This window comes from Rhizobium sp. 10N427, from assembly GCF_056394605.1.
Genome location: NZ_JBFTID010000001.1, coordinates 238,189 through 264,451 on the forward strand (window position 1 = coordinate 238,189; position 26,263 = coordinate 264,451).

23 protein-coding genes are annotated in these 26,263 nt (G+C 61.8%); 14 read left to right on the top strand and 9 right to left on the bottom strand.

The window, feature by feature from the left end; all coding sequences use genetic code 11:
- Positions 1–177: 177 nt before the first annotated feature.
- Positions 178–1,218 carry an NAD(P)-dependent alcohol dehydrogenase gene (locus AC1DIJ_RS01005; protein WP_112388485.1) on the bottom strand — a complete coding sequence of 347 codons (1,041 nt, stop codon included), beginning with the start codon at positions 1,216–1,218 and terminating at the stop codon, positions 178–180.
- A 421-nt stretch (positions 1,219–1,639) separates the two neighbouring features.
- Between AC1DIJ_RS01005 and AC1DIJ_RS01010 the strand changes: the two genes are divergently transcribed.
- The 12 genes from AC1DIJ_RS01010 (at position 1,640) to AC1DIJ_RS01065 (ending at position 14,424) form a co-directional block, all read left to right on the top strand.
- Complete coding sequence (locus AC1DIJ_RS01010) at positions 1,640–1,729, top strand: K(+)-transporting ATPase subunit F (protein ID WP_016556800.1); 90 nt, start codon at positions 1,640–1,642, stop codon at positions 1,727–1,729.
- A 33-nt stretch (positions 1,730–1,762) separates the two neighbouring features.
- A complete protein-coding gene (kdpA, locus tag AC1DIJ_RS01015) occupies positions 1,763–3,466 on the top strand; it encodes a potassium-transporting ATPase subunit KdpA (RefSeq protein ID WP_112388486.1) in 1,704 nt (567 codons plus the stop codon).
- Positions 3,467–3,476: 10 nt separating this feature from the next.
- Positions 3,477–3,632 (top strand): hypothetical protein, encoded by a 156-nt coding sequence (locus AC1DIJ_RS01020; RefSeq protein WP_310291017.1) that lies wholly within the window; start codon positions 3,477–3,479, stop codon positions 3,630–3,632.
- A gap of 45 nt (positions 3,633–3,677) precedes the next feature.
- Positions 3,678–5,765, top strand: a complete 2,088-nt coding sequence (gene kdpB / locus AC1DIJ_RS01025; RefSeq protein ID WP_112388487.1) for a potassium-transporting ATPase subunit KdpB — start codon at positions 3,678–3,680, stop codon at positions 5,763–5,765.
- Positions 5,766–5,777: 12 nt separating this feature from the next.
- Positions 5,778–6,347: a potassium-transporting ATPase subunit KdpC gene (kdpC, locus tag AC1DIJ_RS01030; protein WP_112388488.1), complete on the top strand. Its 570-nt coding sequence runs from the start codon at positions 5,778–5,780 to the stop codon at positions 6,345–6,347.
- A gap of 178 nt (positions 6,348–6,525) precedes the next feature.
- Positions 6,526–9,234: a sensor histidine kinase gene (locus tag AC1DIJ_RS01035; RefSeq protein ID WP_112388489.1), complete on the top strand. Its 2,709-nt coding sequence runs from the start codon at positions 6,526–6,528 to the stop codon at positions 9,232–9,234.
- The gene (locus tag AC1DIJ_RS01040) at positions 9,231–9,923 is read left to right on the top strand and encodes a response regulator transcription factor (RefSeq protein ID WP_112388490.1); all 693 of its coding nucleotides are present in this window, start codon (positions 9,231–9,233) and stop codon (positions 9,921–9,923) included. Before AC1DIJ_RS01035 ends, AC1DIJ_RS01040 begins: the two co-directional genes overlap by 4 nt.
- A 38-nt stretch (positions 9,924–9,961) precedes the next feature.
- A complete protein-coding gene (locus AC1DIJ_RS01045; RefSeq protein WP_112388491.1) occupies positions 9,962–10,417 on the top strand; it encodes a PTS sugar transporter subunit IIA in 456 nt (151 codons plus the stop codon).
- Positions 10,418–10,616: 199 nt separating this feature from the next.
- Positions 10,617–11,642: a sulfate ABC transporter substrate-binding protein gene (locus AC1DIJ_RS01050; protein ID WP_112388492.1), complete on the top strand. Its 1,026-nt coding sequence runs from the start codon at positions 10,617–10,619 to the stop codon at positions 11,640–11,642.
- An 8-nt stretch (positions 11,643–11,650) separates the two neighbouring features.
- A complete protein-coding gene (gene cysT, locus AC1DIJ_RS01055; RefSeq protein ID WP_112388493.1) occupies positions 11,651–12,508 on the top strand; it encodes a sulfate ABC transporter permease subunit CysT in 858 nt (285 codons plus the stop codon).
- On the top strand, positions 12,498–13,370 hold the full coding sequence (gene cysW / locus AC1DIJ_RS01060) for a sulfate ABC transporter permease subunit CysW (RefSeq protein ID WP_112388494.1): 873 nt from the start codon (positions 12,498–12,500) through the stop codon (positions 13,368–13,370). Before cysT ends, cysW begins: the two co-directional genes overlap by 11 nt.
- Before the next feature lie 10 nt (positions 13,371–13,380).
- A complete protein-coding gene (locus AC1DIJ_RS01065; RefSeq protein WP_112388495.1) occupies positions 13,381–14,424 on the top strand; it encodes a sulfate/molybdate ABC transporter ATP-binding protein in 1,044 nt (347 codons plus the stop codon).
- Between the two features lie 126 nt (positions 14,425–14,550).
- On the opposite strand, the gene ppk2 is transcribed toward AC1DIJ_RS01065, so the two are convergent.
- The gene (ppk2, locus tag AC1DIJ_RS01070; protein ID WP_112388496.1) at positions 14,551–15,465 is read right to left on the bottom strand and encodes a polyphosphate kinase 2; all 915 of its coding nucleotides are present in this window, start codon (positions 15,463–15,465) and stop codon (positions 14,551–14,553) included.
- Positions 15,466–15,628: 163 nt separating this feature from the next.
- Here ppk2 and AC1DIJ_RS01075 point away from each other — a divergent pair, with 163 nt between their 5' ends.
- Positions 15,629–17,233 carry an inorganic phosphate transporter gene (locus AC1DIJ_RS01075; protein ID WP_112388497.1) on the top strand — a complete coding sequence of 535 codons (1,605 nt, stop codon included), beginning with the start codon at positions 15,629–15,631 and terminating at the stop codon, positions 17,231–17,233.
- Positions 17,234–17,316: 83 nt separating this feature from the next.
- Positions 17,317–18,939, top strand: a complete 1,623-nt coding sequence (locus tag AC1DIJ_RS01080; protein ID WP_112388498.1) for an ABC-F family ATP-binding cassette domain-containing protein — start codon at positions 17,317–17,319, stop codon at positions 18,937–18,939.
- On the opposite strand, the gene AC1DIJ_RS01085 is transcribed toward AC1DIJ_RS01080, so the two are convergent.
- The 7 genes from AC1DIJ_RS01085 to AC1DIJ_RS01115 form a co-directional block, all read right to left on the bottom strand.
- Positions 18,936–19,667 carry a metallophosphoesterase gene (locus AC1DIJ_RS01085; RefSeq protein ID WP_112388499.1) on the bottom strand — a complete coding sequence of 244 codons (732 nt, stop codon included), beginning with the start codon at positions 19,665–19,667 and terminating at the stop codon, positions 18,936–18,938. The genes AC1DIJ_RS01080 and AC1DIJ_RS01085 overlap by 4 nt on opposite strands.
- Before the next feature lie 76 nt (positions 19,668–19,743).
- Complete coding sequence (locus tag AC1DIJ_RS01090; RefSeq protein WP_112388500.1) at positions 19,744–20,802, bottom strand: ABC transporter ATP-binding protein; 1,059 nt, start codon at positions 20,800–20,802, stop codon at positions 19,744–19,746.
- A 4-nt stretch (positions 20,803–20,806) separates the two neighbouring features.
- On the bottom strand, positions 20,807–21,637 hold the full coding sequence (locus tag AC1DIJ_RS01095; protein WP_112388501.1) for a carbohydrate ABC transporter permease: 831 nt from the start codon (positions 21,635–21,637) through the stop codon (positions 20,807–20,809).
- A 4-nt stretch (positions 21,638–21,641) separates the two neighbouring features.
- Complete coding sequence (locus tag AC1DIJ_RS01100) at positions 21,642–22,574, bottom strand: carbohydrate ABC transporter permease (RefSeq protein ID WP_112388502.1); 933 nt, start codon at positions 22,572–22,574, stop codon at positions 21,642–21,644.
- Positions 22,575–22,781: 207 nt separating this feature from the next.
- Positions 22,782–24,041, bottom strand: a complete 1,260-nt coding sequence (locus AC1DIJ_RS01105; RefSeq protein ID WP_112388503.1) for an ABC transporter substrate-binding protein — start codon at positions 24,039–24,041, stop codon at positions 22,782–22,784.
- Between the two features lie 44 nt (positions 24,042–24,085).
- Positions 24,086–25,252, bottom strand: a complete 1,167-nt coding sequence (locus AC1DIJ_RS01110; RefSeq protein ID WP_112388504.1) for a PLP-dependent transferase — start codon at positions 25,250–25,252, stop codon at positions 24,086–24,088.
- Positions 25,249–25,971 (bottom strand): FadR/GntR family transcriptional regulator, encoded by a 723-nt coding sequence (locus tag AC1DIJ_RS01115; protein WP_112388505.1) that lies wholly within the window; start codon positions 25,969–25,971, stop codon positions 25,249–25,251. Before AC1DIJ_RS01115 ends, AC1DIJ_RS01110 begins: the two co-directional genes overlap by 4 nt.
- Between the last annotated feature and the right edge of the window lie 292 nt (positions 25,972–26,263).

A 26,263-nucleotide genomic window follows, 5' to 3' on the forward strand; every position in this document is an offset into this window, starting at 1 on the left:
CATTACCAATGGCATCCAACAACCTAACGTGAGGAATTCATACTCGTAGCCATACGCCTTGTGAACCATCCCTAATAATAGGGATAGTTGACGGAAACGTACAGGATTCGTTCTTTGGTTGTTCTCACGTGCATTAGATCTTTCTAATCTAAAGCAGCCTATACGAGATTTGTACGATCACAGGACAATCTGTAGCTTCACATCATCCGGGCGCGCTTCAACGGCGCGATCGAAAGCCTTGATCGAATCCTCGAAGGCAAAGGTCTCGGAAATCAGTGGCTTGAGATCGACACGCCCGGAACCGAGGAGCGCGATCGACCGCTCGTATTGATGCGCGTAGCGGAACACGGTCTCGATACGGATTTCCTTGGTCGAGGCAGTCGAGACGTCGAAACCAACCGGATTGACCGGCAGACCGACAGCGACGATGACGCCGCCCGGACGCGGCAGCTGCATGATCGTCTCCCATGCCTTCGGCGAACCGGAGCATTCGAAGATCACGTCGGCGCCCCATCCATCCGTCAGCCGCGATACCTCTTCGGCAAGGCTCTTCTCACGGATATTGACCGGAATGACGCCCTGATACTGGGCGGCGATATCGAGCTTCGGCTGCGCCAGATCGGCGACGATGGCACGCGAGCAGCCGCCGGCAAGGGCAGCGATCGCGACCATCGTGCCGATCGGACCGGCGCCGAGCACCACGGCGGTATCGCCAGGCGCAATCTTCGCCTTCGACGCCGCCTGCATGCCAACGGCAAAGGGCTCGACCATCGCGCCCTCGGCAAAGCTGACATTGTCAGGCAGCTTGAACGTGTAATTGGCGGGATGAACGACCTCGGCTGTCAGAACGCCATGAATGGGCGGTGTCGCCCAGAAGGTCACGGCCGGATCGACATTGTACATGCCGAGGCGGCTCGCCTTGGAATTCGGATCGGGAATGCCGGGCTCCATGCAGACGCGGTCGCCGATCTTCAGATGCGTGACGCCCTCGCCGACCTCGATCACCGTTCCCGCTGCCTCGTGGCCGAGCACCATCGGCTCGTTGACGACGAAGGGGCCGATCTTGCCGTGGGTGTAATAATGCACATCCGAACCGCAGACGCCGACCGTATGGATCTTGATCTTCACTTGGCCGGGGCCCGTATCCATCGGCAGATCGATGTCGCGAAGCGCGAGCTCATGCTGACGCTCCAGAACGAGAGCACGGACTTTGGTCATGGCGGTTTCCTTCCCTGTGGCGCTTACGATTCAACTGCGCCGTTGGTCCAGACTATAGAACCGCCCGCAGGCGAAATTCAATCGCGGTATTTCAGCTTTTGCTCACAGCGCGACGAAATGCTCACCTTGGTGCATAAAGGCATTTATAAGATTTTTATATTGGCGCCACCTGGCGCGTCTCGAACCTTAATGCGCTTCGGCCGCATATTAATGCCCGAGAGATCAAACCGATTATCTCCACGCCAGAAAGCATAAAGGTGCCGATCCCAAGGGAACGGCGCCCTTGTCTTGTCTGACTCCAACAAGAACACCAGGAGTCAAGATCATGATGGATATCATTCTACTGGGCACCGCGATAGTCTTTTTCGGACTTTGCTTTGCCTATACCCGCGCCTGCGACAGGCTCTGAAGGAGAGCGACGATGACCCTCGATTATATCCTGAGCGGCGCCGTGACCGTTTTCCTCACCGTTTACCTCACCTACGCCCTCATCCGCCCCGAGCGCTTCTGATAGCGCCGGCCGGATACCCGAAAGTTTCCTCCCATGACCCTCAACGGATGGCTACAGATCCTCGTCTTCTGCGGGATCCTCATTGCGCTCGTCAAACCGCTCGGCGGTTACATGACGCGCGTCTTCAGCGGAGAGCGCACGCTGCTCTCCCCCGTCCTCGTTCCGGTGGAACGGGGACTTTATGCGCTTGCCGGCACCAGCGACCGCGAGGAGCAGCATTGGACCTCCTATGCGTTCTCGCTGCTGATGTTCAACCTGCTCGGCACGCTGGTACTCTATCTGCTGCTGCGCTTCCAGGACATCCTGCCCTATAACCCGGCCGGGATGACCGCGGTCGGGCCGGAGCTCTCCTTCAACACCGCCACCAGCTTCGTCGCCAACACCAACTGGCAGAGCTATGGCGGCGAAAGCACCATGTCCTATCTGTCGCAGATGGCCGGCCTGACCGTGCAGAACTTTGTTTCTGCCGCAACCGGCATGGCGATCGCCATCGGCCTGATCCGCGCCTTCTCGCGCGCCTCGGGCAAGGCGATCGGCAATTTCTGGGTCGATATGATCCGCGCCACGCTCTACGTGCTCCTGCCTGCCTGCATCGTGCTGACGCTTGTCTATGTCTGGCTCGGTGTGCCGCAGACGCTCGGCCCCTATGTCGATGCGACGACGCTCGAAGGCGCCAAGCAGACGATCGCGCTCGGCCCTGTTGCTTCGCAGCTTGCCATCAAGATGCTCGGCACCAACGGCGGCGGCTTCTTCAACGCCAACTCGGCCCATCCGTTCGAAAACCCCGACAACATCTCGAACATGATCCAGATGCTGTCGATCTTCGCGATCGGCGCGGCCTTCACCAACGTCTTCGGCCGCATGGTCGGAAACCAGCGTCAGGGCTGGGCGATCCTCGCCTCGATGGGCATCCTGTTCCTCGCGGGCGTTGGCATCACCTATTGGGCGGAAGCCGCGGGCAACCCGCTGATGCATCAGCTCGGGCTTGCAGGCGGCAACATGGAAGGCAAGGAAGTCCGCTTCGGCGTCGCCATGTCCTCGCTCTTCGCTGTCATCACCACGGCGGCCTCCTGCGGCGCGGTCAATGCTATGCACGGCTCGTTCACCGCACTCGGCGGCCTGATCCCGCTCATCAACATGCAGCTTGGCGAAGTCATCGTCGGTGGCGTCGGCGCGGGCTTCTACGGCATCGTGCTGTTCATCATCGTCGCCGTCTTCGTAGCCGGCCTGATGGTTGGCCGTACGCCTGAGTATCTCGGCAAGAAGATCGAGGCGAAGGAAATGAAGATGGCCGTTCTCGCTATCCTCTGCCTGCCACTCGCCATGCTGGTCTTTACGGCAATCGCCAGCGTCCTGCCGTCTGCCGTCGCCTCGGTCGGCACGGCTGGTCCGCACGGCTTCTCGGAAATCCTCTATGCCTATACCTCGGCTGCGGCCAACAATGGTTCCGCCTTTGGCGGCCTGACGGCCAATACGCCCTGGTACAACATCACGCTCGGCATCGGCATGCTGATGGGCCGCTTCCTGGTCATCGTGCCGGCGCTTGCGATCGCTGGCTCGCTGATCAGCAAGAAGACGGTACCGGCCTCCGCAGGCACGTTCCCGACCGACGGCCCGCTCTTCGTCGGCCTGCTCGTCGGCACGATCCTGATCGTCGGCGGCCTCACCTTCTTCCCGGCGCTGGCCCTCGGCCCTGTCGTCGAGCACCTGGTGATGATCGCAGGGCAGACGTTCTGAGGTGACGCCGATGATCATCCGTCACGCATTCCGCAAATCGATCCACCCACGCCACGGTTCGCCGGGGCGTGGGGCAAGGCCCGGCCTGCGCGGGACCGACGCAATCCTGCTGATGCTGGCTGGCCTGCTCGTCGCGGCCGCCGTTCTCAGACTTTTTCATGGCTGACCGGCCCGGCCGGTTCCGCCTCACTCTTTCAAGCTGGAGTCTCTTATGAGCCAGGCAAAATCCGCGAGTATCCTGAATAGTCGCATCCTCATTCCGGCTGTCGGCGCCGCTTTCAAAAAGCTCAACCCGCGCACGCTGGCCCGCAATCCGGTCATGTTCGTCGTGGCAACGGTCTCGGCGCTGACCACCATCCTCTTCATCCGCGATATCGCCACCGGCGGCGGCAATCTCGGTTTCTCGTTCCAGATCAATCTCTGGCTCTGGTTCACCGTGCTATTTGCCAACTTCGCCGAAGCCGTTGCCGAGGGCCGCGGCAAGGCACAGGCGGATTCGCTGCGCAAGGCGCGCACCGAAACGCAGGCCAAGCTTCTGACCGCCAATAACGGCTCCGGCTACCGCATGGTGCCGGGCACGAGCCTCAAGGTCGGCGATCTCGTTCTGGTCGAGGCCGGCGACATCATCCCGTCCGACGGCGAAGTCGTCGAGGGCGTCGCCTCGGTCAACGAAGCAGCGATCACCGGTGAATCCGCCCCTGTCATCCGTGAGTCCGGCGGCGACCGCTCGGCCGTCACAGGCGGCACGCAGGTTCTGTCGGACGTCATCCGTGTCCGCATCACAGCAGCCGCCGGCTCGACCTTCCTCGACCGGATGATCTCGCTCGTCGAAGGCGCGGAGCGCCAGAAGACCCCGAACGAAATCGCGCTCAATATCCTGCTCGCAGGCATGACTCTGATTTTCGTCCTCGCCACCGCGACGATCCCGAGCTTTGCCGCCTATGCCGGCGGCTCGATCCCGATCATCACGCTGGTTGCGCTCTTCGTGACGCTGATCCCGACCACGATCGGCGCGCTGCTTTCGGCCATCGGCATTGCCGGCATGGACCGTCTCGTCCGCTTCAACGTGCTGGCCATGTCCGGCCGCGCCGTCGAAGCCGCTGGTGACGTCGATACGCTGCTGCTCGACAAGACCGGCACGATCACGCTCGGCAACCGTCAGGCCACGAGCTTCCGCCCGGTCCGCGGCGTCACCGAACAGGAACTGGCCGATGCGGCGCAGCTCGCTTCGCTCGCCGACGAGACACCTGAAGGCCGTTCCATTGTCGTACTGGCAAAGGAGAAATATGCGATCCGCGGCCGCGATATGGCCAGCCTGCAGGCGACCTTCGTTCCCTTCACCGCCCAGACCCGCATGAGCGGTGTCGATATCGGCGGCTCTTCGATCCGCAAGGGTGCGGTCGAAGCCGTGCTGACCTATGTCGGCGCCAACAATGCGCCGTCCAACGGCAATGCTGCGATCGCTCTCCGTCCCGAGACCGATGTCGTGCGCGAACTCCAGGCTATTGCCGACGAGATCGCCAAGGCCGGCGGCACGCCGCTTGCGGTTGCCCGCGACGGCAAGCTGCTCGGCGTCATCCAACTGAAGGACATCGTCAAAGGCGGCATCCGCGAGCGCTTCTCCGAACTGCGCCGCATGGGCATCCGCACCGTGATGATCACCGGCGACAACCCGATGACCGCAGCCGCGATCGCCGCCGAAGCCGGGGTCGATGACTTCCTGGCCCAGGCGACCCCTGAAAACAAGCTGTCGCTGATCCGCGAGGAACAGGCCAAGGGCAAGCTCGTCGCCATGTGCGGCGACGGCACTAACGACGCCCCGGCGCTTGCCCAGGCCGATGTCGGCGTCGCCATGAACACCGGGACGGTGGCCGCCCGCGAGGCCGGCAACATGGTGGACCTCGACAGCGACCCGACGAAGCTGATCGAGATCGTCGAGATCGGCAAGCAGCTGCTGATGACCCGCGGCGCGCTGACGACCTTCTCGATCGCCAACGACATCGCCAAGTATTTCGCCATCATCCCGGCGATGTTCCTGACCTTCTACCCGCAGCTCGGCGTGCTGAATATCATGGGCCTCGCCACGCCGCAGAGCGCCATCATGTCGGCGATCATCTTCAATGCGCTGATCATCGTGGCGCTGATCCCGCTGTCGCTCAAGGGCGTGAAATACCGCGCCATCGGCGCCGGCGCTCTGCTGTCCCGCAACCTCGTCATCTACGGTCTCGGCGGCATCGTCGTCCCGTTCATCGGCATCAAGGCGATCGATATGGCCATCACGGCCCTCGGTCTCGCCTAAGGAGCACATGCAATGTTGAAAGAACTTCGTCCGGCAATCGTCATGATCGTTGCCACCACCGCCATCACCGGCCTGCTCTACCCCATCGCGATGACCGGTGCGGCCCAGGCCCTCTTCCCCAAGCAGGCGAACGGCAGCCTGATCGAGAAGGACGGAACCGTCATCGGCTCGACGCTGATCGGCCAGGCCTTCACCAGCGACAAGTATTTCCACGGCCGCCCGTCGGCCGCGGGCGACGGCTACAACGCCGCCTCGTCCTCTGGCTCGAACCTCGGCCCGACCAGCCAGAAGCTGATCGACCGCGTCAAAACCGACTACGAGGCGGCCAAGGCCACCAACCCTGGCGCCGACGTACCGATCGACCTCGTCACCGCCTCGGGCAGCGGGCTTGATCCCCACATCACCCCCGATGCCGCCTATTTCCAGGTCGCCCGCGTCGCCAAGGCCCGTGGTCTCGACGAGGCGAAGGTCAAGGCGCTGGTGGATGCCGCCGTCGAGGCGCGTGAGCTTGGGTTCCTGGGTGAGCCTGTGGTCAATGTGCTTGCGTTGAACATGGCACTTGATGCACCTATGACGCGTTGAATGTCAGCGCGAATAGCCCCCTCACCCGGCCTCCGCTGCGCTCGGCCACCCTCTCCCCAAGGGGAGAGGAGGAGTGGCAACGACGCGGCACTTCACCTTCTCCCCCTCGGGGAGAAGGTGGCCCGAAGGGTCGGATGAGAGGGCTGCTTGCGCGGACCGCAGAGAAAGACCACCACGCATGCCCGATAGCAGTCGCGATACCGATCCACGGCCATCCCCCGACGCCCTTCTTGAGCGCGCCGAGCGTGAAACACGCGGCCGTCTGAAGATCTTTCTCGGCGCCGCGCCCGGCGTCGGCAAGACCTACGAGATGCTGGTGTCCGGCCGTGCCAAAATTGCCGATGGACTGGATGTGGTGATCGGCGTGGTCGAGACCCACGGGCGCAAGGAAACCGAGGCGCTGCTGGCCGGTTTCGAGATCATCCCGCGCGTCGCGGTCGCCTACAAAGGCCATTCGCTCGAGGAAATGGACCTCGACGGGATCCTCGCCCGCAGGCCCGATCTGGTGCTGGTCGATGAGCTTGCCCATACCAATGCTCAGGGCAGCCGTCATCCGAAGCGCTATCTCGACGTCCGGGAACTGCTCGATCGCGGCATCGATGTCTATACGACGCTCAATATCCAGCATGTCGAAAGCCTCAACGATGTCGTCTCGCAGATCACCCGCATCCGAGTACGCGAGACGGTGCCGGACTCGGTCATCGACGTTGCCGACGACATCGAGATCATCGACCTGACGCCCGACGACCTGATCAAGCGGCTGCATGACGGCAAGGTCTATGTGGCGCGCACGGCCGAGCGGGCGCTGACCAACTATTTCACGCCCGGCAACCTGACGGCGCTGCGCGAACTGGCACTGCGAAAGACTGCCCAGCGCGTCGACGACCAGCTGCTGACCCATATGCAGGCACACGCCATTTCCGGCCCCTGGGCGGCAGGCGAACGCGTGCTCGTTTCCGTCGATCACCACGCGCGCTCGGCCTCACTGGTCCGCTACGCCTCGCGGATGGCAGCACGGCTTCGCGCACCCTGGTCGGCCGTCTATATCGAGACCAATCGCTCGATCAATTTGACGGAAGGCGAGCGCGACACGATTGCCGCGACGCTGCGGCTGGCCGAACAGCTCGGCGGCGAGGCGTTGACGCTGCCGGGCCGCGAGGTCTCGGAAGAGCTGCTGCGCCATGCCGGCGCCAACAACGTCACCCATATCGTCATCGGCTCGCCGAAGAAGCCGACATGGCGGGAATGGCTGCAGCCTTCGGCGACGGACCAATTGATCCGCCGGGCTGGCGATATCAGCGTCCACGTCATCTCGGGAAGCGAGAAGGACACGGCGGCCAAGAGCGGTGTGAAGGCTGCTTCCGCCGCCACGGCCTTCGATATCCGCGCCTATATTCTGGCGACGGGCTATGTGGTCGTGGCGCTTGCCGCAGGCATCGTGCTCGATCAGGTGCTCGATGTCCGCAATCTGGCACTGGTGTTTCTGATGGCGGTGCTGACCTCGGCCGTCATCCACGGCCTGCGCCCAGCGCTCTATACCTGCATCATCAGTGCCCTGACCTTCAACTTCTTCTTCCTGCCGCCGCGCTACACGCTGACGATCAGCGACCCCGAGAGCGTCCTCGCACTTTTCTTCTTCCTCGGCGTAGCGATCATCGCCTCCAACCTGACGGCAACGGTGCAGCGGCAGGCCGCGGCCGCACGGCAGCGCGCCAGAACGACAGAAGATCTCTACCTCTTCTCCAAGAAGCTCGCCGGAACCGGCACGCTGGATGACGTGCTCTGGGCGACGGCGTTCCAGATCGCCTCGATGCTGAAGGTCCGCGTCGTGCTGCTGCTTCCCGAGGATGGGGGCATTGCCGTGAAGGCCGGTTATCCGCCCGATGACACGCTGGATGATGCCGATATCGCCGCCGCCCGCTGGGCCTGGGAGCACAATCATGCCGCCGGCCGCGGCGCCGATACGTTGCCCGGCGCAAAGCGCCTCTATGTGCCGCTACGCACCGGCCGCACCGCCGTCGGCGTCATCGGCCTCGATAGCGACCGGCGCGACGGACCGTTGCTGACACCGGAGCAGCAGCGACTGCTCGATGCGCTGGCGGATCAGGCGGCCCTTGCGATCGAACGCGTCCAGCTCGTCGCCGATGTCGACCGCGCCAAGCTCGCGGCGGAAGCCGATCGCCTGCGCTCGGCGCTGCTCACCTCGATCTCGCATGACTTGAAAACCCCGCTCGCGGCGATCCTTGGTGCGGCGGGAACGCTCCGCGACTATCTGAGCTCGATGACCGAGGAGGATCGCAACGATCTCCTGTCGACCGTCGTCGATGAATCCGAGCGTCTCAACCGCTTCATCGCTAACCTGCTCGACATGACCAAGATCGAATCCGGCGCCATGGAGCCGAACTATGCGCTGCATTATGCAGGCGACATTGCCGGAAGCGCACTGCGCCGCGCCGCCAAGATCCTCGACGGGCACAGGACGGAAATGAGCATTCCCGAAGACCTGCCGATGGTGAAGGTCGATCCGGTGCTTTTCGAGCAGGTGCTGTTCAACCTGCTCGACAATGCCGCCAAATACGCGCCGGAAGCATCGACGATCCGCATCCGCGGCTTCTCCGACGCTTTCAGCGTTGCGCTCGAGGTCTCCGATGAAGGCCCCGGCATTCCCGAGGGTGATCTCGACCGCATCTTCGACACCTTCTACCGTGTCCGCAAGGGCGATCAGGTTCGCGCCGGCACCGGGCTCGGGCTTTCCATCTGCCGCGGCTTCATCGAGGCCATGGGCGGCACCATCACGGCAGGAAACCGGAAGGATCGCCCAGGCGCGGTCTTCACCATCCGGCTTCCCAGACCCAATGACACTCTCAAACTGGATGAACTCAAATGAGCGGTTCGCCCGTCAAAATTCTCGTCGTCGATGACGAGCCCCCTATCCGCAAGCTGCTGCGCGTCGGACTGACAGCACAGGGCTACGAAGTCCACGAGGCCGCCAATGCGCTGGCCGCCCGGCAATCGGTGGTCGATGATCTGCCCGATCTCGTCGTTCTCGATCTCGGCCTCCCGGATACGCCGGGGCACGACCTGCTGCAAGAGTGGCGGGACGACGGGCTGACCATGCCTGTCGTCATCCTCTCCAGCCGCACCGACGAGGCCGGTATCGTCAAGGCGCTGGAGACCGGCGCCGATGATTATGTCACCAAGCCGTTCGGCATTGCCGAACTCGGCGCCCGCATCCGCGTGGCACTCCGACATCGCCTGCAGCAGCAGGGCGAGAAGGCGATCTTCCAGACCGGCGGTCTGTCGATCGACATCGTCAAGCGGATCGTCAAGGTTGACGGCAGGGAGATCAAGCTGTCGCCGAAGGAATACGACATCCTGCGCGTGCTCGCCCAGCACGCCGGAAAGGTGCTCACCCACCAGTTCCTGCTGAAACAGGTCTGGGGGCCGGCGGCCGATGTGCAGTATCTCAGGGTCTATGTCCGACAGCTGCGTCAAAAGGTCGAGCAGGTTCCCGATCAGCCGCACTATATAACCACGGAGACCGGGGTCGGTTACCGTCTTCGCGAGCCCGACTGAGCGGCCGCAGGCCTTCTTCGAAGACAAATGGAAATCACATGAATCTTGCAGACATCATCTTGCCGGAACACACCTTTATCGGCGTTTCGGTCTCGACGAAATGGCGCGCGCTCCAGAATATGGCGGAAAAGGCCGGAAAGGCCTTCGGCGTCGAGGAGCAGGCGATCATCCGGGCGCTCGAAACCCGCGAAAACCTGGGTTCGACAGGCATCGGCAACGGCATCGCCGTTCCGCATGCATCGATCCCCGGCATGACCAGCCCCCGTGGCCTTCTGGTCCGCTTCGCCCAACCGCTCGATTTCGAGGCGATCGACGATGTGCCCACCGATATCGCCTTCATGCTTCTCTTCGGCGAGAACAATCGCGGCGAATATCTGAACGTGCTGGCGGCGATCGCGAGGCGCCTGCAGTCCGAGGGGGTGCTGGCATCGATGCGGAAGGCGCGCAGCGCCGACGAGCTCTATTCCGATTTCATCGCCGACTCCCGGAGCTGACAGGCCTTGAACAACCATTCCTGCGATCTATTCTGCAATTGAATTGGCAGTGGTTCAAAGGCTTGTCCGGTAAGTCCGTTTCAGAAACCTCTTGCAAATGAAATGACATTCCAGAAAGCGACGTTCCAACCGGAAGAACGTTCGTTTCATTATACGACCAAGTTGATAGAGTTTACTGCAGAAACGAAGGAGGTTTTTCATGCAGTCAACTCGGATCACAAGGCTTCTCGCCGCTGCGGTCTTCGCCGGTAGCGTTGCCATCGGCGCCGTTGCTCCGGCTTTTGCCGATCAGCAGCTTCTCAACGTGTCCTACGACCCGACGCGCGAATTGTATAAGGACTTCAATGCCGCCTTCGCTGCCAAGTGGCAGAAGGATACCGGTGAAGCGGTCACGATCCAGGCCTCCCATGGTGGCTCCGGCGCGCAGGCCCGCTCGGTCATCGATGGTCTCGAAGCTGACGTCGTGACGCTGGCGCTGGAAGGCGACATCGATGCGATCGCCAAGGCGACCGGCAAGATCCCGACCGACTGGAAAACTAAGTTCCCGAATAACTCAACCCCCTACACCTCCACGATCGTCTTCCTAGTCCGCAAGGGCAACCCGAAGGGCATCAAGGACTGGGCCGATCTCGTCAAGGATGACGTCCAGGTCATCACCCCAAACCCGAAGACCTCGGGCGGCGCCCGCTGGAACTTCCTGGCAGCCTGGGCATGGGCCAAGCAGGCAAATGGCGGCGACGAAGCCAAGGCGCAGGACTATGTGACCAAGCTTCTGCAGCACGTTCCGGTTCTCGATACCGGCGCACGCGGAGCGACCACCACCTTCGTCCAGCGCGGTCTCGGCGACGTTCTGCTCGCCTGGGAAAACGAAGCCTATCTCTCGCTTGAAGAACTCGGCCCCGACCAGTTCGAGATCGTGACCCCGGCCTTCTCCATCCGTGCCGACCCGCCGGTTGCGATCGTCGACGGCAATGTCGACAAGAAGGGCACCCGCAAGGTTGCCGAAGCCTATCTGAACTACCTCTATTCGGACGAAGGCCAGAAGATCGCTGCCAAGCACTTCTACCGCCCGATCAAGCCTGAAGCTGCCGATCCGGCAGATATCGCCCGCTTCCCGAAGTTGACGCTTGCCACCATCGATGATTTCGGTGGATGGAAGGAAGCCCAGCCGAAATTCTTCGGCGACGGCGGGGTATTTGACCAGATCTACAAGCCGGCCCAATAATAGAGTTCATGAACGCACATAGCCCCTCACGGTGGCGGTTGAAGCGGCCGAGTGTCATTCCGGGTTTCGGATTGGCGCTCGGCTTAACCTTGACCTGGCTCACCCTTCTGATCCTGATCCCCTTGTCGGGGCTCGCATGGCGTTCGAGCGAACTCGGCTGGGAGAAGTTCCTGTCGATTGCGCTCGATCCGCGCACTGTGAATGCCCTGCGCATCAGCTTCGGCGGCGCCTTCATTGCCGCCTGCATCAATGCCGTCTTCGGTGTCATCCTCGCCTGGGTGCTGGTGCGCTACCGCTTCCCCGGCAAGCGCATCATCGACGCCATGGTCGATCTCCCCTTCGCACTGCCTACAGCCGTTGCCGGTATTGCGCTGACGACGCTCTACGCGCCGAACGGCTGGGTCGGCCAGTTTCTGGCGCCACTCGGCATCAAGATCGCCTTCACACCGGCCGGTATCGTCGTCGCCCTGATCTTCGTGGGCCTGCCCTTCGTGGTGCGTACGGTTCAGCCGGTGATGGAGGAGATCGACAAGGAAGTGGAAGAGGCCGCGGCGACGCTCGGCGCCAACCGCTTCCAGACGATCACCCGCGTCCTGCTGCCGGGCCTTGCGCCTGCCGTACTGACGGGCTTTGCGCTCGCCTTCGCCCGCGGCGTCGGCGAATACGGATCGGTCATCTTCATTGCCGGCAACCTGCCGTTCAAATCGGAGATCGCGCCGCTGCTGATCGTCATCAAGCTCGAAGAGTATAATTACGCCGCCGCCACCGGCATTGCGGCCGTCATGCTCATCATCTCGTTCATCATGCTGCTGGTCATCAATCTCATTCAGAGCTGGCGCAGACGGAGGTACGGACATGGCGCTTGATACTGTCTCCGCCTCTCCGAAGGTTGCCTCCGTCGTGACGGAAAGCAGGCTGGCGCGCTGGGCGCTGATCCTGCTGTCGCTGGTCTTCCTGCTGCTGATCCTGTTCCTGCCGCTGGCTGCCGTCTTTGTCGAAGCCTTCCGCAAGGGCGTCCCGCCGTTCTTCCAGGCGCTGCAGGATGCAGAAACCTTCTCGGCGATCCGCCTCACCCTGATCGTCGCCGGCATCAGCGTGCCGCTGAACGTCGTCTTCGGCGTTGCCGCTGCCTGGGCGATCGCCAAGTTCGAGTTCAAGGGCAAGGCGTTTCTGACGACGCTGATCGACCTGCCCTTCTCGGTGTCGCCGGTGATCTCGGGTCTTGTCTTCGTGCTTCTGTTTGGGGCCAACACCTATCTTGGGAAATGGCTCGATGCGCATAGCATCAAGATCCTGTTTGCCGTGCCGGGCCTGATCCTGGCCACGATGTTCGTTACCTTCCCCTTCGTCGCCCGCGAACTGATCCCGCTGATGCAGGAACAGGGAACGGCCGATGAAGAAGCGGCACTGTCGCTCGGCGCCAGCGGCTGGCAGACCTTCTGGTACGTGACGTTGCCGAACATCAAGTGGGGCCTGCTCTACGGCGTGCTGCTCTGCAACGCCCGCGCCATGGGTGAATTCGGCGCCGTCTCCGTTGTCTCCGGCCATATCCGCGGCCAGACAAACACGATGCCGCTGCAGGTGGAAATTCTCTACAACGAGTATAATTTCACCGGCGCCTTTGCCGTCGCGACACTGCTTGCACTGCTTGCCCTTGTGACTCTTGTTTTGAAAACGCTGCTCGAAATGCGATACAGCGCGGAAATCGCTGCCAGCCGGCGGCACTGAAGGATTGAGAATGGAAGTACGCGTTCAAAACATACGCAAGGAATTCGACCGGTTCCCGGCCCTGCACGACGTTTCGCTCGATATCCGCTCGGGCGAACTGATCGCGCTGCTCGGCCCTTCCGGTTCCGGCAAGACGACACTCCTTCGCCTGATCGCCGGCCTCGAAAGCCCGACCGAGGGGAAGGTTTTCTTCGGCGACGAGGATGCTTCGAAGAAGACGGTGCAGGAACGCAATATCGGTTTCGTGTTCCAGCACTATGCCTTGTTCCGCCACATGACGGTGCTCGACAACGTCGCCTTCGGCCTCAAGGTGCGTGACGGCGCCCGCCGTCCGCCGAAGGCCGAAATCCGCAAGAGGGCGCTCGAATTGCTGGATCTCGTGCAGCTCTCAGGCCTCGAAAAGCGCTATCCGGCCCAACTTTCCGGCGGCCAGCGTCAGCGCGTGGCGCTCGCCCGCGCCATGGCGGTCGAACCGAACGTGCTTTTGCTCGACGAGCCGTTCGGCGCGCTCGACGCCCAGGTGCGCAAGGATCTGCGCAAGTGGCTGCGGGAAATCCACGACCGCACTGGCCACACCACCGTCTTCGTCACCCACGATCAGGACGAAGCGATGGAGCTGGCAGACCGCGTCGTCGTCATGAGCCAGGGTGCGATCGAGCAGGTCGGCACGCCGGATGAGGTCTACGACCGTCCGAATTCGCCCTTCGTCTTCGGTTTCGTCGGCCAGTCGAACTGTTTGAACGTCAAGATCGTCGGCGGCGACATCCTGTTCGAGGGCCGGACGCTCGGCCTGAAGGCAGATGGCGAGCCGGATGGCGAGGCGCAGCTTTATTTCCGCCCGCACGATATCGAACTGCTGGACGCGAACCGCGGCGGAATCCCCGGCACGCTCGCCTCCAGCCGCCGCGTTGCGGGAACAAGGCATATCGAAATCGATATCGGCAAGGGGCACCAGCATATCGAGCTGGAAGTTCCGCCGTCGCAGACCGAAGTCCTCGACAGCAAGCACATCGCCTTCCGGCCGACGCGCTGGAAACTGTTCAGGAAGGGCTGACCCTCACTTCGTCATGCTCGGGCTTGTCCCGAGCATCTGCAACGGCTGACGTAGGGGATCGTTGGATCCTCGGCACAGCGCCGAGGATGACGGCTGCGGGCGGTGCGACCGCCCGCTCAGGCACATTCAATAGATTTCCGGCACGTACATCTCAGGCGGAACCGGTATGCGCGAATAGTCGTCGTGGCGCACGCGCGGCGGCAGGACGATATTGTCCTTCGGCACATCCGCGTAGGGGATATGCTGCAGAAGATGGGCGATCATGTTGAGGCGCGCCCGCTTCTTGTCGACGGCCTGGACCACCCACCATGGCGCTTCCGGAATATGGGTCCGGTCGAGCATCTCCTCCTTGGCCTTGGTGTATTCTTCCCAGTGCACGCGGCTTTCGAGATCCATCGGCGACAGCTTCCACTGCTTCAGCGGATCCTGGATACGCATGCGGAAGCGGAATTCCTGCTCCTCGTCGGTGATCGAGAACCAGTATTTGACGAGAATGATCCCTGAGCGAACAAGCATGCGCTCGAATTCCGGTACCGAGCGGAAGAATTCTTCCAGCTCGTCCTTGGTGCAGAAGCCCATGACGCGCTCGACGCCGGCACGGTTATACCAGCTGCGGTCGAACAGCACCATTTCGCCGGCTGACGGAAGATGCGGCGTATAGCGCTGGAAATACCACTGGTTCCGCTCGCGCTCGGTCGGCGCAGGAAGAGCGACGACGCGGCAGACGCGCGGATTGAGGCGCTGCGTGACGCGCTTGATCGCCCCGCCCTTGCCGGCGGAATCGCGGCCTTCGAACAGCACGACGACCTTGAGCTTCTTGTGCTGCACCCAGTCCTGCAGCTTCACCAGCTCATGCTGGAGGCGGAAGAGTTCGCGGAAATAGGTTTTCCGCTCCAACACGTCTTCGATGCCGCCTGGAAGGTTCTCGGCAACGAGGTCGTCAAGCCGGTCTTCCTCCATCTGCATTTCCAGTTCCTCGTCGAAACTGTCTGCAATCTCGTCCTTGATGCGGCGGAGCTGGTCGATTTCTTCCTGAGTCATGGTCCTGTCCCTTTGATCGGCGCCACATCAACAGGGTTTGACGACAGTAATGTGACAATCGCAGATGCGCGAGGCCGCAGGGCCGCGTTACCGAAAAGTTGTGTCATGCAAGCTTCATGGGCGGGACGTAGCCTTGGCTGCTTTTCCATGAAAGGACAAGGACATGGCTGATATCGCCCCCGATCACCCAATGCCTCAGTCCGGTAGCCATCCGCTGCACTCGTCGAGTGCGGGCAAATGGTTCATACCGGTCTTTCTGCTCATTCTTCTCGTCGGCCTCGGATACGTGGCCTATGCGCTCGGCCGCGACCTGACGGAAGCCGCCGCCGCCGTTCCGTGGATCCTGCTCGGACTGGCGCTGCTGATCGCGCTCGGTTTCGAGTTCGTCAACGGCTTCCACGACACGGCAAATGCCGTGGCGACCGTGATCTACACCCGTTCGATGCCCGCCGAACTGGCGGTCATCTGGTCCGGCTTCTTCAACTTCCTCGGCGTGCTGACTTCGTCGGGCGCTGTTGCCTTCGGTATCCTGGCGCTTCTGCCGGTCGAGCTCATCCTGCAGGTCGGCTCCGGCTCCGGTCTGGCGATGGTCTTCGCCCTGCTGATCGCCGCCATCGTCTGGAACCTCGGCACCTGGTATCTCGGCCTGCCGTCCTCAAGCTCGCACACGCTTGTCGGCTCGATCATCGGCGTCGGCCTTGCCAACCAGTTCCTGGCCCCGGCAGGCAGCGCCACCAGCGGTGTCGACTGGTCGCAGGCGACCAATATCGGCCTGTCGCTGCTGATCTCGCCGCTGATCGGCTTCGGCCTCTCGGCGATCCTGCTCGTCGTCATGAAGTTTCTCGTTCGCAAGAAAGAGCTTTACGAGGAGCCGAAGGGCAACCGGCCGCCGCCGCTCTGGATCCGCGCCATCCTGATCTTCACCTGCACCGGCGTCAGCTTCGCCCACGGGTCGAACGACGGTCAGAAGGGCATGGGTCTCATCATGCTGATCCTGATCGGCCTGGTGCCGACGGCCTTCGCGCTGAACCGCACGCCTGATGTCAACTACCTGGAAGCCTACAAGCAGGCCTCCGCACAGGTGGAAACGGCGCTCGGCAAATATGTGAAGCCCGGCGTCATCGTCACCGACTACAAGGCCGAGGTCAGCAATGCCGTGAAGACCAAGACCTGGACGGATGCGACGACCCCTGCCCTGCAGCAATATATCCACCAGACAAGCGCCGAAGTCGCCGCCTTCCCGACGCTGGAAGCGGTTCCGACCAATCTCGTCGGCAACGTGCGCAACGACATTTATCTGATCGGTGAAGCGCTGAAGCTGATCGACAAACAGAAGCTGCTGCCGATGGATGATGCCGACCTGCAGGCGGTGACCGGCTATCACAAGGCCGTCGACAATGCGACGAAGTTCATCCCGCTCTGGGTGAAGATCGCGGTCGCCATCGCACTCGGGCTCGGCACCATGGTCGGCTGGAAGCGCATCGTCGTCACCGTCGGCGAGAAGATCGGCAAGACGCACCTGACCTATGGACAGGGTGCCGCTGCCGAAGTCGTCGCCATGGTGACGATCGGCGCGGCCGATCATTTCGGTCTGCCGGTCTCGACGACACACGTTCTGTCGTCGGGCGTTGCCGGAACCATGGCGGCGAACGGCTCGGGCCTTCAGTGGTCGACCGTGCGCAACATGCTGATGGCCTGGGTGCTCACCCTGCCCGCCTCGATCGCCATCGCCTTCGTGCTCTTCGTCATCCTCCGTCAGGTCTTCTGAGACCTTGGCGGAAGGAAAATCGCGACAAATGCTGCGGCGCATGATAAGCGCGCCGCAACAACTTTTCAGGTACCCGCTCCTCCATGATCCGCATCGAAAATATCAGCAAGCAGAACAGCCACCGCATTCTCTACATCGAGGCGTCAGCCGCCCTGAACAAGGGCGAGAAGATCGGTCTCGTCGGCCCGAACGGCGCCGGCAAGACGACGCTGTTCCGGATGATCACCGGCGAGGAAATCCCCGACGAAGGGCAGATCTCTGTCGAAAAGGGCATGACCGTTGGTTATTTCAACCAGGATGTCGGCGAGATGTCCGGCCGCAGCGCCGTTGCCGAAGTTATGGAAGGTGCCGGCCCGGTCAGCGAAGTCGCTGCCGAGCTGCGCGATCTCGAGGCGGCGATGTCCGACCCCGACCGCATGGACGAGATGGATGCCATCATCGAGCGTTATGGCGAAGTGCAGGCTCGCTACGAGGAGCTTGACGGCTACGCGCTTGAAGGCCGTGCTCGCGAAGTGCTCGATGGCCTGAGCTTCACGCAGGAAATGATGGACGGCGATGTCGGCGCGCTTTCGGGCGGCTGGAAGATGCGCGTGGCGCTCGGCCGCATCCTCTTGATGCGCCCCGACGTGATGCTGCTCGACGAACCGTCGAACCATCTCGATCTCGAAAGCCTGATCTGGCTCGAGGACTTCCTGAAGAATTATGACGGCGCGCTGCTGATGACCTCGCACGACCGCGAATTCCTCAACCGCATCGTCACTAAGATCATCGAGATCGACGCCGGTTCGCTGAACACCTATTCCGGCGACTACGGTTTCTACGAGAACCAGCGGGCGCAGAACGAAAAGCAGCAGCTGGCGCAGTTCGAACGCCAGCAGGCGATGCTTGCCAAGGAAATCAAGTTCATCGAGCGCTTCAAGGCCCGCGCCTCGCATGCCGCACAGGTGCAGAGCCGCGTGAAGAAGCTCGACAAGATCGAACGCGTCGAGCCGCCGCGCCGCCGCCAGACCGTCGCCTTCGAATTCCTGCCGGCGCCGCGCTCGGGCGAAGATGTCATCAACATCAAGAACGTGCACAAGAAATACGGCAGCCGCAGCATCTATGAAGGCCTGGACTTCATGGTCCGCCGCAAGGAGCGCTGGTGCATCATGGGCGTCAACGGCGCCGGAAAATCAACGCTGCTGAAGCTGGTCACCGGCTCAACCGAACCGGATCAGGGCAGCGTGGCGCTCGGCGCCAGCGTCAAACTCGGCTATTTCGCCCAGCACGCCATGGATATCCTCGACGGCGAGCGCACGGTTCTCGAATGGCTTGAAGATTCCTTCCCGCTCGCTGGCCAGGCGCCGCTGCGCGCGCTCGCCGGCTGCTTCGGTTTCTCGGGCGACGATGTCGAGAAGAAGTGCCGCGTTCTCTCCGGCGGCGAAAAAGCGCGTCTGGTCATGGCCAAGATGCTGTTCGACCCGCCGAACCTCTTGGTTCTCGACGAGCCGACCAACCACCTCGACCTCGACACCAAGGAAATGCTGATCAAGGCGCTCGCCGATTACGAAGGCACCATGCTCTTCGTCTCGCACGACCGCCATTTCCTGGCAGCACTCTCCAATCGGGTGCTGGAACTGACGCCGGACGGCATCCACCAGTATAGCGGCGGCTATACCGAATATGTCGAGCGCACCGGCCAGGAAGCGCCGGGGCTGCGGAGCTAAGTCCGGACGCTGAGCGAGATCGTATGGTGGCGAAAATGTCCCCGATCGATCTCGCAAACCGCGAAAGAAGGGGCGTCGGTCAGCAGAGGCGCTGACCGGCTGCCAAGCACAAGCGGATTGGGCTCGCAAAGAGAACCACAGATATAGACCGGTGTTCTGCCAATTCTGCCAGAAATCGGCCGATGGACGTGGCCGCAGACTACCGCCAGCACACCCGAGCCCGCGTTTTCGAGAACCTCTGCAAACGCATCCGAATTTCGGCACATCACCGCGTCCAACGGCACGATACCCGTCTCGATGGGTGGTTGATGCATGAAGATGACGGACGGACGCCCTGGCTCCAGCGCGCGCTGCAGCCAATCGCAGTGCGGAGCTGCGTCTCCGTGGCTAGCCCCGGGCACGGTGACATCGAGCCCCAGGCATGTCAGACCTGCCAGATCACGGCTAAAATGCATCGGCTGGCTGGCGGCACAGAACTCCACCAATTCTTGATGCATCATGTCCCGGCAATCGCTGTTTCCGGGGATGACATGCACGGGGCAACTCATGGTCCGCAAAATAGCGCCGATCGTCTTGTAGCCCTCCTGCCAATCATCATCGACGAGATCCCCCGTGATGACGAGGAGATCTGGTCGCAGACCGTGGAGCCACTCGGCAACCTTGGCCAGCCGGTCGAGGCCTTCAGAACCCGGAGTCGCATGGATGTCGGATATCTGCGCCAAAAGCATCGAACTCTCCGATTACTCAAAATCGGAGAGTGCAACATGCGTCTCGGAGCTGCAACTGCAAGAGCAGCGAGCGGCCTCAGCTCGCCCGGTTGCCTGCCTCATCGAAGATATGCAGATGCTCTGCCGGGAAGGTCACGTTGACCTTCGGTCCTGCAGTCAGCGCTTCGCGGTTGAGCGTGAAGACCTTGAATGGCAGGCCGTGCAGCGACAGGTGCAGGATGATACCGAAGCCTGTGGGTTCGATGAGTTCGACATCGGCGCTCATGCCGGCGCCGCCTGAGGACATGACGACGTGTTCCGGGCGGATGCCGAGGGTGATCTTCGAGCCATTGGCAAGCGACAGCGGCGAAAGCAGCGGGACGACCGTGCCATCCTTCAGCTTTGCGCCACCATTCTCGTAGCTTGCCTCCAGGAAATTCATGCCGGGCGAGCCGATGAAGCCGGCGACGAAGAGATTGGCCGGGCGATCGTAGAGTTCGAGCGGGCTGCCGACCTGCTGGACGACGCCGCCATGCATGGCGACGATGCGGTCGGCGAGCGTCATTGCTTCGATCTGGTCATGGGTGACGTAGATCGAGGTCGCCTTCAGATCACCGTGCAGTTTCTTGATTTCAGCGCGCATCTGTTCGCGGAGGCGGGCGTCGAGGTTCGACAGCGGCTCGTCGAACAGGAAGGCCTTCGGCTGGCGGACGATGGCGCGGCCCATGGCGACGCGCTGGCGCTGGCCGCCAGAGAGAGCCTTCGGGCGGCGTTCCAGCAGCGGGTCGAGGCCGAGCTTCGAGGCGGCGGAGCCGACGGCGCTGGCAATCTTTTCCTTGGCCGTCTTCCTGAGCTTCAGGCTGTAGCTCATGTTGCCCGCGACATTCATGTGCGGATAGAGCGCGTAGGACTGGAACACCATGGCGATGTCGCGGTCCTTCGGATGCAGCTCGTTGACGCGGTTTCCGGCAATGCGGATCTCGCCGCCGGTAACCTCTTCCAGGCCGGCGATCATGCGCAACAGCGTGGACTTGCCGCAGCCGGACGGGCCGACGAGGACGACGAATTCGCCGTCCTTGATCTCGAGGTCGACGTCGTGCAGCACCTGCACATGGCCGTAAGCTTTCTTGACGTTCTTGATATCGATCGATGCCATGTGCCTAACCCTTGACCGCGCCGGCCGTCAGGCCCTGCACGAGATAACGTTGGATGAGCAGGAAGAAGAGGCCGGCCGGAATGAGCGCCATAACGCCCGCCGCCATCATCTGCCCGAAATCCACGGAGAATTTCGAGACGAAGGTGAGAAGCCCGACCGGGAAGGTCGCCGCGTCGTTGCCGTTGATCAGCATCAGCGCGAAGAGCAGCTCGCTCCAGGCCGCGGTGAAGACGAAGCCGAGCGTCGCCGCGATCCCCGGCAGCGTCAGCGGCAGGATGATCTGCCGGAACGCCGTGAACTGGGTGGCGCCGTCGATCATCGCCGCTTCTTCGAGATCCTTCGGAATGCCGTCGAAGAAGGACTGCATCAGGAAGGTGGCGAAGGGCACGTTGAAGGCGGTGTAGACGATGACGAGACCCGTCAGGCTGTTGGTCAGATGCAGCGGCGTCAGGATCTTGAAGATCGGTGCGACCAGCATGACGAGCGGGAACATCTGGGTCAAAAGCATCAGCGCCACGATCCAGTATTTGGCGCGGAAATTGAAGCGCGATAGGGCATAGCCCGACAGCGAGGCGCAGATCGTCACGGTGATCGCCGTCGAACCCGAGACGATCAGGCTGTTCTTGAAGAAGGTCGGGAAGGCACTGTGCTGCAACACGAAGGAATAGTGCTCCCAGGTCGTGCGCGATGGCCACATGCGCACGCCTTCCGAATAGAGAAGATCGTTCGGCGTGACAGAGACCTTCAGCAGCCAGTAGAGCGGGAACAGCGCGAAGGCGATGTAGCAGAGGATCGCCAGACGATGCGCGACGGTGGGGATGATGGATCGCTTCATGGTCTCAATCCTTGTTCAGCAGCGTCTGCCGCAGCAGGATGATCAGCATAGAATAGGCAAGCAGCAGGGCCAGCAGCACCAGCGCGATCGCCGAGGCATAGCCGAAATCCAGTCGCTTGAAGGCCTGGGTGAAGATGTAGCTGGCGACGATCTGCGTGCGATCGGCCGGGCCGCCGCCGGTCATGACGACGATCAGATCGGCGAAATTGGAGATCCAGACTGTGCGGAGAAGCACGGTAATGGCGATGGTCGGCGCCAGGAACGGCAGGGTGATCGAGCCGAAGCGCTGGAACCAGCCGGCTCCGTCGATGGAAGCCGCCTCGTAAAGATCGCGCGGGATCGCCTGCAGGGCAGCAAGCAGCGTGATCGCAAAGAACGGAATGCCCCACCAGACATTGGCGATGATCGGGCCCCACATCGCATATTGCGGATCGGAGAGGATATTGCCCGGCTCGCTCATAAGACCCATTGCGTAAAGCCAATGCGGGATCGGGCCGATGACAGGATTGAAGAGCCACGCCCAGTTGAGGCCGGCTAGGAAGGACGGCACTGCCCAGGGCAGGAAGACCAGCGCCTGGACGATGCCCCTGCCCCAGAACGGTTTGTCGAGCAGCAGCGCCAGGATGAGGCCGAAGGCAAATTGCAGGATGACGGAAGCCCCGGTCCACCACAGGGTATTCTTCAGCGCGCCGTAGAAGGCGGCATCCTTGGAGAGTTCGCGGAAATGCTCGATGCCGATGAAGCCGCCCGAGAACGGGTTCAGCAGCTGGATATCGCGAAACGCATAGGAGATGCCGATCACGAGCGGCACCATCATGACCCCGATAATGAGGATCAGCGAAGGCGCGCTGTAAAGATATGGCTCGGAGGCATCGGCGAGACGCTTCAGCCACGGCCTGCGGTCGCGGCGCCTGTGCGTATCGGCGGTCATGGTCATCGGTGGTCGGCTTTCCGTGTGTTTATACCATTGACCTGCGGCATGCGCGGCCCCCTCATCCGGCCCGAATGGGCCACCTTCTCCCCCCCTTCGATAAACTCAGGAGGGAGAAGGGAACGAGAGGTCACCGCATACTTCCCTTCTCCCCAGCGGGGAGAAGGTGCCGGCAGGCGGATGAGGGGCTCCGGGTAAGGAGCCCGCCTTTACTTACTTCTTCGCCAGGAACTTCTGCTGAGCCTTGGTCAGGTAATCAGCCCACTGGTCAGCCAGATCCTTCGGCGAGATATCGCCGAGGAGGGCCTGCTGCGAGGTCTTGATCGCCAGCGAATCCTTGAAGAAGGCGAATTCTTCGAGGTAAGTCGGCATCACCGTCGGGACAGTATCCTTGTCGGCGAGTTCCTGGAACCAGCCCTTGAACTGATCACCGGCGTAGAACGGATCCTTTTCGGCTGCCGTATAGGCCGGCAGAGCGCCGATCTTCTTGTTCCACTCGATGTTGCCGTCAGGGCTTTCGAGAGTTTCGATCAGCTTCCAGGAAAGGTCCTTGTTCTGGCTCGTCGTGAACATCGACCAGCCGGCATAGCCGATGGTCGGGAACGACTTGCCATCGGGGCCCTTCGGCAGCGGCATGACGCCGAAGTCTTCGGCCTTCATGCGCTCGGCAATGGCGATCAGAGCGTCCGGATCCTGATCGAGGAATGCGCAGGTGCCGGAGTAGAAGCCGGCGACGACTTCGTTGAAGCCCCAGTTGACGCTATCCTTCGGCGCGTAGCCCTTCTTGTAGAGATCGACCATCCATTCCAGACCCTTTGCCCAGCCTTCGCTGTTCATGGTCGAGGTGCCGTCGTCGTTGAAATACTTGTTGGATCCGGCCATCGAAGCGGCGAAGATCATCCAGCCGTTCAGACCGCCCGGGCCGCCGCGCATGCAGTAGCCGTACTTGCCCGAAATCTTGGAGACGGCTTCGGAAGCCTTGGTGAACTCCTCCATCGTCTTCGGCGGTTCTTTCACACCAGCTTCGGCAAGCAGCTTCTTGTTATAGAACATGGCGCGCAGATAGAAGCCGTAGGGCAGCATGTATGCGGTCTTCTTGACGTCGCGGCCGAGCTCGAGCGCGCGCGGGGTCAGGTCCTTTGTGTGCTCCCACTTGGCGAGATAGGGCTCGAGGCTTTCGAGCATGCCGTTATTGCCATAGAGCGACAGCCAGGTATCCGGCATTTCCATGACGTCAGGCGTATCGCCTGCCGATACCATAGTCGCGAATTTCTGGAAGGCTTCGTTCCAGGGCAGCGAGATGATCTCGACCTTGGTGCCCGGATTGGCGGCTTCGAACTTGCCGACGATCGACTTCAGCGTTTCGGTACGTTCCGGGCTGGTGATGACCTCGACGAGTTTCAGCGTCGTGTCGGCGAAGGCCGTTCCTGCCATCATGGTGGCGAAGAGCGTTGCGGTTATCAGTCTTTTCATGCTCAGTTCCCCTTTTGTTGAAGGTGTTTCTCTCACTATTGTCGTCACGAAGCGGCGGCGAGCGCCTCTTCGATGTCTCTCCACAGCGCCTCGGTCCCTTCGAGGCCGACATGGAGACGTACGGACCGCGCATGAATGCCAAAGGTATGCGCGGAGTTCGGTTGCGCTTTCTGCTGAAGCACCACCTCGCCCGGTACGATCAGGCTTTCGTGTCCACCCCAGCTCACGCCCAGTTTGAAGAGCTTGAGGTGATCGGCGAAGGCGCGGATATCGACGCCTTCGCGGAAGATGAAGGAGAACAGGCCCGACGTGCCGTTGAGGCCAGCCGGCAGGCGGTTCGCGAGGCCCGGATGGCAGACCTGCTCGACAACGTCGAGCGCCTGCAGCCGCTGAGCAATGGTCATCGCCGCAGTCTCGTGCGCTTTCATGCGGATCGGCAGCGTGCGCAACCCGCGGATCAACAGCCAGGCATCGAAGGGCGACAGCTTGCCGCCGAGATAGGGATAGGCCTCAGCCTTGATGCGGGCGATCATGTCCTTGGAGCCCGCGACGACACCGGCGACCACGTCGCTGTGACCGCCGAGATATTTCGAGGCCGAATGGATGACGAGATCGACACCCAGGGTGATCGGCCGCTGGAAGATCGGGCTTGCCCAGCTGTTGTCGATCATGGTGACGACGCCGTGCTTTTTCGCAAGCGCCGCCAGCGCGCCGACATCATGGGCTTCCATCACCCAGCTGGTCGGGCTTTCCATGTAGAAGACCTTGGCGCCCGGGAGCGCCTTGGCGACTTCTTCCTCGTCGCGGCCATCGACATAGGTCACCTCGACCTTCATCCGCTTCAAGATGGTGCCGAACAGGCGGAAGGCATCGGGATAGACATGCTTGACGGCGACGATGCGGTCGCCCGGCTCGACGAAGGAGAGCACCGCCGACGAGATCGCCGCCATGCCGCTTGCAAAACCGAGCGCATCTTCTGCGCCCTCGAGCTTTGCCAGCATCTCCTCGAACATGCGCACTGTCGGGTTCAAGCCGCGCGTATAGATCGGCCGCACCTTCTCGCCGCGATAGGAGGCGATCATGTCGTCGTAATCGGAGAAGGTGAAAAGCGATGTCTGAAAAATCGGCGGCACCACTGCTTCGGCAAAATTGCCGTCGTCATGGGCGGTGATCAGCGAAGCGAGTTCGATCGGATCGAGCGAGTTGCTCATTTGGACATTTCCTTGATGTCTTCCTCGACAACGTCGAGAATCTTCAGTGTTTCCTCGCGCGCCGCCTGGGGGTCCTGTGCGGCGATCGCGTTGAAAAGCGTGCGGTGGAACGGAAAGGACCGGCGGGCGAAGTCCTGCCGGTCGAATGGATGGGTCCAGAAACGGACGAAGGTCTCGCGCATCTGCTCCAGAAGCTGGCCGAACATCGGATTATGCGTCGCGTCATAGACCGCCATGTGGAATGCCAGATCCTCCGGACCCGACGTGCCCTTGGCGATATGGACGCGCTCCATCTCGTTCAGTTTCTCTTCGATATTCACGAGGTCACTGGCCGTGCGCTTGCGGGCCGCCACCATCGCCGCCTCGCATTCGATGCCGCGGCGAACCTCCAGCGTCTGCAGCAGCGCATCGCGCAGATTGGCGCCCTCGAAGGAGAGCGGAACATGAATGGTCGCCTTCGAAACCGGTTTCAGCAGGTAGGTACCGCTGCCCTTGCGGGTTTCGATGACGCCGAGCGCCTGGAAGTGGCGGATGGCTTCGCGGATGGTGGAACGGCCAACGGCCAGGGCAGACATAAGCTCGCGCTCGGCCGGCAGGCGGTCGCCCGCCTTCAGCTTCGCATCCTCGACATAATGCGCCAGCGCCTCAGTCACCTGACGCGCACGGTCGATCGCCGGAAGCGGCCGGATCACCGGCCTGTCGCTCACATTTGCCTTCATGGTTCCCCATTTTTCTTGTCAGGCAGTCGACCTTAAATTGGTCTGACATCTTAGCATTTCCCAAGAAACTTTCGCCGTCAAGGGCAGAAGCTGTTCGCCATGATGTCTGTTGAGAAATTGACCGCAGCCGGAAATCCACCGCATAGCCAGAAGCAAATTATGCAAATGATTTTATTTGATTTTTTCCGATGAACTTTTCCACAGGGGATGGCATCGGCTTGCGAGCGAGGCAGGTTGCCGGGCAACTGCGCCGCTTGTGAGCGCCTCAAAACCGAGACCTCATAGATCGGAA

Bases quoted from the DNA above. Each gene is read 5' to 3' on its own strand.
- cysW (WP_112388494.1), top strand. From the start codon at position 12,498: ATGGCGCTTGATACTGTCTCCGCCTCTCCGAAGGTTGCCTCCGTCGTG.
- AC1DIJ_RS01105 (WP_112388503.1), bottom strand. From the start codon at position 24,041: ATGAAAAGACTGATAACCGCAACGCTCTTCGCCACCATGATGGCAGGA.
- AC1DIJ_RS01010 (WP_016556800.1), top strand. From the start codon at position 1,640: ATGACCCTCGATTATATCCTGAGCGGCGCCGTGACCGTTTTCCTCACC.
- AC1DIJ_RS01090 (WP_112388500.1), bottom strand. From the start codon at position 20,802: ATGGCATCGATCGATATCAAGAACGTCAAGAAAGCTTACGGCCATGTG.
- kdpA (WP_112388486.1), top strand. From the start codon at position 1,763: ATGACCCTCAACGGATGGCTACAGATCCTCGTCTTCTGCGGGATCCTC.
- AC1DIJ_RS01095 (WP_112388501.1), bottom strand. From the start codon at position 21,637: ATGAAGCGATCCATCATCCCCACCGTCGCGCATCGTCTGGCGATCCTC.
- ppk2 (WP_112388496.1), bottom strand. From the start codon at position 15,465: ATGACTCAGGAAGAAATCGACCAGCTCCGCCGCATCAAGGACGAGATT.
- AC1DIJ_RS01050 (WP_112388492.1), top strand. From the start codon at position 10,617: ATGCAGTCAACTCGGATCACAAGGCTTCTCGCCGCTGCGGTCTTCGCC.
- AC1DIJ_RS01115 (WP_112388505.1), bottom strand. From the start codon at position 25,971: ATGAAGGCAAATGTGAGCGACAGGCCGGTGATCCGGCCGCTTCCGGCG.
- AC1DIJ_RS01005 (WP_112388485.1), bottom strand. From the start codon at position 1,218: ATGACCAAAGTCCGTGCTCTCGTTCTGGAGCGTCAGCATGAGCTCGCG.
- AC1DIJ_RS01110 (WP_112388504.1), bottom strand. From the start codon at position 25,252: ATGAGCAACTCGCTCGATCCGATCGAACTCGCTTCGCTGATCACCGCC.
- AC1DIJ_RS01045 (WP_112388491.1), top strand. From the start codon at position 9,962: ATGAATCTTGCAGACATCATCTTGCCGGAACACACCTTTATCGGCGTT.
- AC1DIJ_RS01085 (WP_112388499.1), bottom strand. From the start codon at position 19,667: ATGCTTTTGGCGCAGATATCCGACATCCATGCGACTCCGGGTTCTGAA.
- AC1DIJ_RS01100 (WP_112388502.1), bottom strand. From the start codon at position 22,574: ATGACCATGACCGCCGATACGCACAGGCGCCGCGACCGCAGGCCGTGG.
- AC1DIJ_RS01065 (WP_112388495.1), top strand. From the start codon at position 13,381: ATGGAAGTACGCGTTCAAAACATACGCAAGGAATTCGACCGGTTCCCG.
- AC1DIJ_RS01080 (WP_112388498.1), top strand. From the start codon at position 17,317: ATGATCCGCATCGAAAATATCAGCAAGCAGAACAGCCACCGCATTCTC.
- AC1DIJ_RS01020 (WP_310291017.1), top strand. From the start codon at position 3,477: ATGATCATCCGTCACGCATTCCGCAAATCGATCCACCCACGCCACGGT.
- cysT (WP_112388493.1), top strand. From the start codon at position 11,651: ATGAACGCACATAGCCCCTCACGGTGGCGGTTGAAGCGGCCGAGTGTC.
- AC1DIJ_RS01075 (WP_112388497.1), top strand. From the start codon at position 15,629: ATGGCTGATATCGCCCCCGATCACCCAATGCCTCAGTCCGGTAGCCAT.
- kdpB (WP_112388487.1), top strand. From the start codon at position 3,678: ATGAGCCAGGCAAAATCCGCGAGTATCCTGAATAGTCGCATCCTCATT.
- AC1DIJ_RS01035 (WP_112388489.1), top strand. From the start codon at position 6,526: ATGCCCGATAGCAGTCGCGATACCGATCCACGGCCATCCCCCGACGCC.
- AC1DIJ_RS01040 (WP_112388490.1), top strand. From the start codon at position 9,231: ATGAGCGGTTCGCCCGTCAAAATTCTCGTCGTCGATGACGAGCCCCCT.
- kdpC (WP_112388488.1), top strand. From the start codon at position 5,778: ATGTTGAAAGAACTTCGTCCGGCAATCGTCATGATCGTTGCCACCACC.